8 protein-coding genes are annotated in these 7,122 nt (G+C 38.1%); 2 read left to right on the forward strand and 6 right to left on the reverse strand.

Annotated features, from left to right (window positions below):
• Positions 1 to 2 precede the first annotated feature (2 nt).
• The 6 genes from AC3WOM_RS10210 to rpsU form a co-directional block, all read right to left on the reverse strand.
• Positions 3 to 1,115 (reverse strand): sporulation protein YqfD, encoded by a 1,113-nt coding sequence (locus AC3WOM_RS10210; RefSeq protein WP_492446583.1) that lies wholly within the window; start codon positions 1,113 to 1,115, stop codon positions 3 to 5.
• Positions 1,105 to 1,365, reverse strand: a complete 261-nt coding sequence (locus tag AC3WOM_RS10215; protein WP_492446584.1) for a hypothetical protein — start codon at positions 1,363 to 1,365, stop codon at positions 1,105 to 1,107. The genes AC3WOM_RS10210 and AC3WOM_RS10215 overlap by 11 nt, the downstream gene beginning before the upstream one ends.
• 54 nt (positions 1,366 to 1,419) lie before the next feature.
• Entirely contained in the window at positions 1,420 to 1,911 is a 492-nt protein-coding gene (locus AC3WOM_RS10220) for a YqfB family membrane protein (protein WP_492446586.1), read from the reverse strand.
• Positions 1,912 to 1,938: 27 nt separating this feature from the next.
• The gene (gene floA, locus AC3WOM_RS10225) at positions 1,939 to 2,943 is read right to left on the reverse strand and encodes a flotillin-like protein FloA (protein WP_427543691.1); all 1,005 of its coding nucleotides are present in this window, start codon (positions 2,941 to 2,943) and stop codon (positions 1,939 to 1,941) included.
• A 3-nt stretch (positions 2,944 to 2,946) separates the two neighbouring features.
• Positions 2,947 to 4,275, reverse strand: coding sequence for an NfeD family protein (locus AC3WOM_RS10230; RefSeq protein WP_492446588.1), 1,329 nt, complete (start codon positions 4,273 to 4,275; stop codon positions 2,947 to 2,949).
• A gap of 292 nt (positions 4,276 to 4,567) precedes the next feature.
• The gene (gene rpsU / locus AC3WOM_RS10235) at positions 4,568 to 4,741 is read right to left on the reverse strand and encodes a 30S ribosomal protein S21 (protein WP_004227078.1); all 174 of its coding nucleotides are present in this window, start codon (positions 4,739 to 4,741) and stop codon (positions 4,568 to 4,570) included.
• 219 nt (positions 4,742 to 4,960) lie between these two features.
• On the opposite strand from rpsU, the gene AC3WOM_RS10240 reads away from it, so the two are divergent.
• Positions 4,961 to 6,298, forward strand: a complete 1,338-nt coding sequence (locus tag AC3WOM_RS10240) for a TrkH family potassium uptake protein (protein WP_427543685.1) — start codon at positions 4,961 to 4,963, stop codon at positions 6,296 to 6,298.
• Positions 6,299 to 6,323: 25 nt separating this feature from the next.
• Entirely contained in the window at positions 6,324 to 6,980 is a 657-nt protein-coding gene (locus AC3WOM_RS10245) for a potassium channel family protein (protein ID WP_427543682.1), read from the forward strand.
• Positions 6,981 to 7,122: the final 142 nt, after the last annotated feature.

Raw genomic sequence — 7,122 nt, forward strand, 5'->3', positions numbered from 1 at the left:
AATCATTCTCCTTGTTGGCCTTGTATTGGATTTGCAATGTTTTCATTGACTAAAAATAGAACTTTCCCTTCAACTGTACCATTCTCCCACTTTACCTGTAAAAGGTTTTCTTTTTTAATGACCGTTTTCGCAGGTAATGAACGTATAACCTTTTCATGTAATAATGGTAAAAGCAATGAATCAACTTTGGATTTATCAAGCTCCACCTGCATTTTTTTAGTGTTCTGCTCTTCCACAATTGAAACATATGGATCAAGCCAGTTTGGTAAATCCTTCTTTTGCACATAGTCAATTTTCTCTTGATGGATGCCCTTTACTAATACACGCCATTGCTTCTGCTGCAACGTTTCTAACGTTATTTTTGTTGGTATTTTAAATGAACATTCCAGCCAATAATCAGCATAGACCTCGCCTTTTGCACCAACAAACACCTGATCAGTACCACTTTCAATAACACCACTGACAAGAACATCACCTTCGTAGGCAGTATCATTCACTGAAATTTTCCGCTCACCATTTTGAATATTAAAATGCGTAATAACACCACTTTTTGTTGCAACTAAATGGGAAGCAGGTTTTTCATTTGCTATTTTCGTTTGTTTAGGTGATTCCTGAGGTCGTAAAATAACACGTCCCCCATGTTTTTCAATATGCACCCATGAAAGTTCTCGATGAGCTTCTAGTAGCTTCTGACGAATAACAGCATTAGATGGTAAAATTTTTTTAGACATAGGCGTCTCTAATTGAAAGGTTTCCTGAAAGGTGTTGCCAATACGCTGCTCTAATTCCGGTGACGCTGCCTCGATATCAACACGCCAAATAACTTGTGCACATAGCAATGGGATGGCAATCATTAATACCAAACCAAGTAAGGTCCAAAGCTGTGCTCGAAAAACCTGAAGCTCATCCGCATAATAGACAGCCATCTTCAGTCGATAATTCCTACGTACACGACGAATTTTTGGTAGATAATGCATCGTCGTTTCAAAGGTAACCTCTTGCTCGCGAAAGACAACACGCTTTAATGGTACATGCTGTACATGCAATGCTTGAATAAAAGGATGAACATTTTCATGGCGCTTTATACGTATGATAATTGGCCGGTTATTCCACATTATCCCTCACACCCATATCCTTTGTCATTTTTACATGAAGTTCCTGTAAGCCCTCTACAGAAAGGTGAAGCATCTCTTCCTTAAGAGCATGAATGTCCAATGATTTTCCTCGCACTATTATATGATAATCAGCATAAATAAAGGAGCATGACGAAGCATCTGCATGAAGAAAACGATATGGGCCAATGATTTTTAATGTTTCATATTGTGATAATTCAAGCAGCGGCGTCAACTGAAATAATTTTTTCATAAAAAATGCCTCCTTCTTCGGCAATATATGCTTCGAAAAAGGAGGACATGCTAGTTATTTTCTTTTTGCTTTTGGAGGACCTAAAATCTCCGACATGACAATAGCTTGCATCAAAGATTTTTTTGAATTTGGTAATTGAAAAGCAGAATGTGATTGAGTTCCTGCTTCATTATTTTTTCCATTCGCTAAGCGACCAATGCTTTGTCGATTTGAGGCACGACTCACTGACTCAATTGGAACGATTGGTGGCGCTACGTAGCTAGGTACTTCCTCATTGCCTTTTTCTTCGACAATTTTCTTCGTCTGTTCTACCTTAGGCTCATTATTCTTCCATTCACCTAAAAATTCACGTGCAAAATCCTCAAAGCTTTGTGATTTTACAACAGGTCGTTGAGAAGGAGCCTCTTCTGCGTTTGTCAAAGTGGTTGGTTCAGCATGGGAACCCTTATTAAAAGGCGGCATTTGTTTGTGTTCTTTTTTAGTTTTTGATTTACCGAAAATAGAGCTGACTATGGCAATTATCGCAAATATAATTAATTGTTCCATATATTAGTACCGCTCCTTTCCGTTTTTTTAGGCGTTAGGTTCATTTGTTTCTGGTTTATCAGAGCTTACTTTAGAAATTGAGTCTCGCATAGCTGTATCTGCTTGAATATTACGATAGTTCATGTAATCCATTATACCAAGATTGCCTGAACGAAGTGCTTCTGCCATCGCTTGTGGTACCTCAGCCTCTGCTTCTACTACTTTTGCTTTCATCTCTTGAACACGAGCAATCATTTCCTGCTCGTTTGCGACGGCCATAGCACGACGTTCCTCAGCCTTTGCCTGAGCAATATTTTTATCTGCCTGAGCTTGTTCAATTTGTAATTCTGCACCGATATTTTTACCGATGTCAACATCCGCAATATCAATCGATAAGATTTCAAATGCTGTACCAGAATCTAAGCCTTTAGATAATACAGTTTGAGAAATCATATCTGGATTTTCAAGTACTGTTGTATGACTAGATGCACTACCAATTGTTGAAACAATCCCTTCACCTACACGGGCAATAACTGTTTCTTCACCAGCACCACCGACCAAACGTTCGATGTTTGCACGCACAGTAATACGTGCCTTCGCTTTTACTTCAATCCCGTTCATCGCAACACCCGCAATAAATGGTGTTTCAATGACTTTCGGGTTAACAGACATTTGAACCGCTTCTAATACATCACGACCAGCTAGATCGATTGCTGCACAGCGTTCAAATGTTAACTCGATATTTGCACGGTGGGCTGCAATTAACGCATTGACAACTCGGTCAACATTACCACCTGCTAAATAGTGACTTTCAAGTTGATTAATCGTCACTGGTAAACCAGCTTTATGTGCTTTAATTAAAGGATTCACAATTCGTGATGGAATTACTCGACGTAAACGCATTCCGATTAGAGTGAAAATACTAACACGGACACCTGCTGCAAGTGCAGAAATCCACAGTGCTACTGGTACAAAGGTAAAGAATACCGCAACTACAATAAATAATAAGACTAGCCCGACTATTGGACCTATTAAGGCTAAATCAAATCCCATTTATTACTCCTCCATCTCTTTTTCTGATGGTCTCACAACAATACGTGAGCCCTCTACTTTAATAATTTCTACATATTTCCCGGCATCAACATAGCCACCTTCTGATACCACATCAATACGCTCATTTCCAAATAGTATCGTACCTGCAGGACGAAGGGGTGTAATCGTTTTCCCCACTTTTCCAAGCAACTCTGTACGGTTAATATTAGACACATAGCCCTCTTCCGTCGTCGTTGCATCCATCAATACTAATTTGTTTAAGACATGCAATTTTTTACCGAAAAATTTCATCAGGATCACCATTCCTATTATCGCAACAACAAGCGCAATGAAAATCGCTACAATCATTTGCATTATGCTTGCACCTGCCAGTATGAGACTTAGTAATATTAGCACGCCGCCTAAAATACCAATAATACCACCGGGGACAAAAAACTCTGCAATGACAAGCGCTAAGCCTAATATGAATAACAGTAAAGATTCATAGCCAGCTAAGCCTGCCACCATATGACCAAAGAAAAATAATCCAAGTGCTGACAATCCCATTATACCTGGAACACCGAAACCTGGCGAATATAGCTCCATCACAAGCCCTAAGCTAGCAATTGACAATAAAATCGGCACGATAATTGGATTTGTAATAAACCGAGCAAGTTTTTCAGAAAAAGTAGGTTCAATCGATACGACTTCACTACCCTTTAACTTTGTTTTTTCTAACAACTCCTGGAAATTCGAAACCGTCCCTTTAGAATAATCAACTTTTTCCGCTTCTGAAGCTGATAACGTTAATAAATTTCCCTTCCCTGCTCGAAATTCTGATAAATCCACAGATACATCTGCCATTGCTCGTGCATATAATGGGTTTCGATTTTTGGCCTCTGCAGCTGCTTCCATTTGAGCAACCCATGCACTATGAGCCTTTAAATCTGCTGCATTACCTGCTGAGTCAATCACTGCAGCCGCACCAATTGTTCCATTTGGGACCATATAGATTTCATCTGCATGTAAGGCTAAAAAAGCACCCGCTGAATGGGCATCTTTGTTAATAAACGCAATTATTCTTATAGGCGAAGCATCCATTAACATAGCGATATCTCCGGCTGCATTCACGAAACCACCAGGCGTATTAATGTCTAAAATAATCGCCTCAGCATGATTTTCTTCCGCATCTTTAAAAGCTCGTTCTAAAAATGCGTGAAGTCCTCGTTCTACTTCATTATGAATCGGTATTTGGTAGACCTTACTACTTGCAAAAGCAGATGTTAGTGGAAACGCTAACAAAAATGTCATCCAAATAACCAATAGATAGCTGAGGATTCTCCGTTTTTGCACCTTTTTCCCTCCCTCCTTACATGCTTCTCTCTTGTATATACGATTGACCTAGTAAAAAGTTTCACATATTTTTATTATACAGCGAATATAGCCATTGTTACTCCATCATCATTATATGTAAAAAGCCGAATAAATCTGAAAGATTCTTCGGCCTTTTATATGTACGCAAATGAGCTCAATGTAAAATACCTGAAATTAATCAAAAAAGATTAACTTCAGGTATATTTTTGTCTGCTCAGTGAATCATACAATTGCGTGTTATGAACGTAGGGATTTTTAATGGGAAATTAAATTACCACTTACGTTTACGTGCAGCTTCTGATTTCTTTTTACGTTTTACGCTAGGTTTTTCGTAGAACTCGCGCTTTCTAACTTCCTGAATTGTACCACTTTTTGATACAGTACGTTTGAAGCGGCGAAGAGCATCTTCAAGCGATTCGTTTTTGCGAACGACAGTTTTTGACATCTCTCTTTCCCTCCCTCCGAACACACGTCAATACACAAATAGGCAAATAACCAACAGTTGTGTACTAAAGAATTATACCGTATTGTCTAATAATGGTCAATAGAAAGTGTACGAATTAATTTAGGTGAATTTTTGGTTCATTTTCCTTGAGAATTTTATAGTTATTTTTGGACAACATTATACATAGAGACAAATTACCATACCGTTGAGGAGAACATAATGAAATTCCTTAAAAATAAATTAAATCCTCCTAAAATTCTCGTGATGGGCTTTGCCATTATTATTTTGTTTGGATCTTTTATGTTGACCCTGCCTATCTCAACAAAAGATGGCATGGGACTTTCATTAATTGACGCTTTATTTACAGCCACATCCGCTACCTGTGTGACTGGGCTGATAGTTGTAGATACTGGTGACACCTTTTCACTATTCGGTCAATTAGTTATTTTATTTCTAATTCAAATTGGCGGACTGGGCTTTATGACCTTTGCTACTTTATTATTTTTGCTAGTAGGAAAAAAAATATCTTTAAAAGAAAGGCTTTTATTAAAAGAGGCCTTTAATAATATGTCAATCGCTGGGCTAGTAAAGCTTGCGAGGAGAATTCTACTATTTACAGCTTGTATCGAAATAATAGGTGGCATTATTTTATCCATTCGTTTTTCATTTGATATGCCTGTAGGTAAAGCTGTTTACTTTGGTTTTTTTCATGCCATATCAAATTTCAATAACGCTGGCTTTGATATAATGGGCGGTTTTCAGAGCTTAACAGGCTATGTTGATGATCCATTCGTTGTATTAACAATATGCGCCCTCATTACAATTGGAGGTTTAGGGTTCATAGTGCTGAATGAACTGTATGAATATCGAAGCACTAAACGCCTTTCTGTTCATTCAAAAATTGTATTATCAACAACTTTGATTTTAACAGCAGGTTCAACAATTCTTATTTTCTTATTTGAATATGGAAATAGTAAAACTATTGGACCATTGTCAGAGTGGGGTAAAATTCTAGGTTCATTCTATCAGGCTGTGACGCCCAGAACTGCTGGCTCAAATACTCTCCCTATTGGTGATTTAACGCACTCAACGCTCTTTTTAATAATTGGGCTGATGTTTATCGGAGGAGGCTCTGGTTCCACTGCTGGAGGTATCAAAATCACAACGTTTGCGGTTTTAGCTGCTACGATGTGGTCTCAATTAAGGGGCAAAGCAGATATTGTGTTATTCAAGCGTAGAATGGTTCATGAAACGATTCTCAAAGCTTTAACAGTCACCATGTCTGGCATGCTTATTGTAGTGCTTGTAACCATTATCTTAAGTATCATCGAACACCGACATCCATTTATGATGTATTTATTTGAGGCTACATCTGCATTTGGCACAACTGGACTTTCCATGGGGCTTACGCCTGAGCTATCAGTTGGAGGGCGTATACTTATCATTTTGACAATGTTTGCAGGTAGATTAGGTCCATTAACAATTGTCTTTGCCATTACTAAACGTCGCCAACAGGAATCTTACCACCATCCTAAGGGAAATATTATGATTGGATAACTACAATAAAGGAGTATCGCGTACATTGACTATTAAACAATATGCTGTTATTGGTCTGGGCAGATTTGGGGTGAGCGTAGCCCGCAGATTATATGAAGCTGGACACGAAGTCTTAGGAATTGATATTAGCGAGGAGAGAGTTGAAGATGCCGAGTCCTATGTAACGCATGCAGTAATTGCTGATACGACCGAAGTAAAGGCACTTACCTCTATAGGAATCACAAATTTCGATTGTGTGATTGTCGCAATAGGTATTGATATGCAGTCTAGCATTCTAACTGTCTCTTTATTAAAGGAACTGGGAATAAAAAAGATAATAGCAAAAGCACTTGGTAAAAGGCACGGTCAAGTTTTAGATAAGGTTGGAGCTGATTGGATTATTTATCCTGAAAGAGATATGGGAGAACGAGTAGCCAATCAACTCCTCTCCCCAAATATGCTGAATTATATTGAGCTGTCAAAAGAGTACAGTATAGAGGAAATAATGATTCCATCGAAAATGGCTGGACAAAATCTTCGAGATTTAGATATCCGTGCGAAATATAATGTCAGTGTCATCGCCATTGTTCGAGATGGTGATATAACCATTTCACCCTCACCTGATCAAATAATTGAAGATAAAGACATCCTAGTGATGATCGGTCATCGAAAGGATCTAACTTTATTTTCAAATATTGAATAATGAGCAGTAGGCTGTGACAAAAGAAACCTTTCTTTCGAAACAGCCATTTAGTATTTATTAAAAGACTTCATGTTGTTGAAATACTATTATGTCAATGACATCAAGGTGACAAATTAAAAAGTATAGCCCTTTTTCAAAACGA

Source organism: Lysinibacillus sp. FW301-JW8 (assembly GCF_058788755.1).

Bases quoted from the DNA above. Each gene is read 5' to 3' on its own strand.
- AC3WOM_RS10210 (WP_492446583.1), bottom strand. From the start codon at position 1,115: ATGTGGAATAACCGGCCAATTATCATACGTATAAAGCGCCATGAAAAT.
- AC3WOM_RS10220 (WP_492446586.1), bottom strand. From the start codon at position 1,911: ATGGAACAATTAATTATATTTGCGATAATTGCCATAGTCAGCTCTATT.
- rpsU (WP_004227078.1), bottom strand. From the start codon at position 4,741: ATGTCAAAAACTGTCGTTCGCAAAAACGAATCGCTTGAAGATGCTCTT.
- AC3WOM_RS10215 (WP_492446584.1), bottom strand. From the start codon at position 1,365: ATGAAAAAATTATTTCAGTTGACGCCGCTGCTTGAATTATCACAATAT.
- floA (WP_427543691.1), bottom strand. From the start codon at position 2,943: ATGGGATTTGATTTAGCCTTAATAGGTCCAATAGTCGGGCTAGTCTTA.
- AC3WOM_RS10240 (WP_427543685.1), top strand. From the start codon at position 4,961: ATGAAATTCCTTAAAAATAAATTAAATCCTCCTAAAATTCTCGTGATG.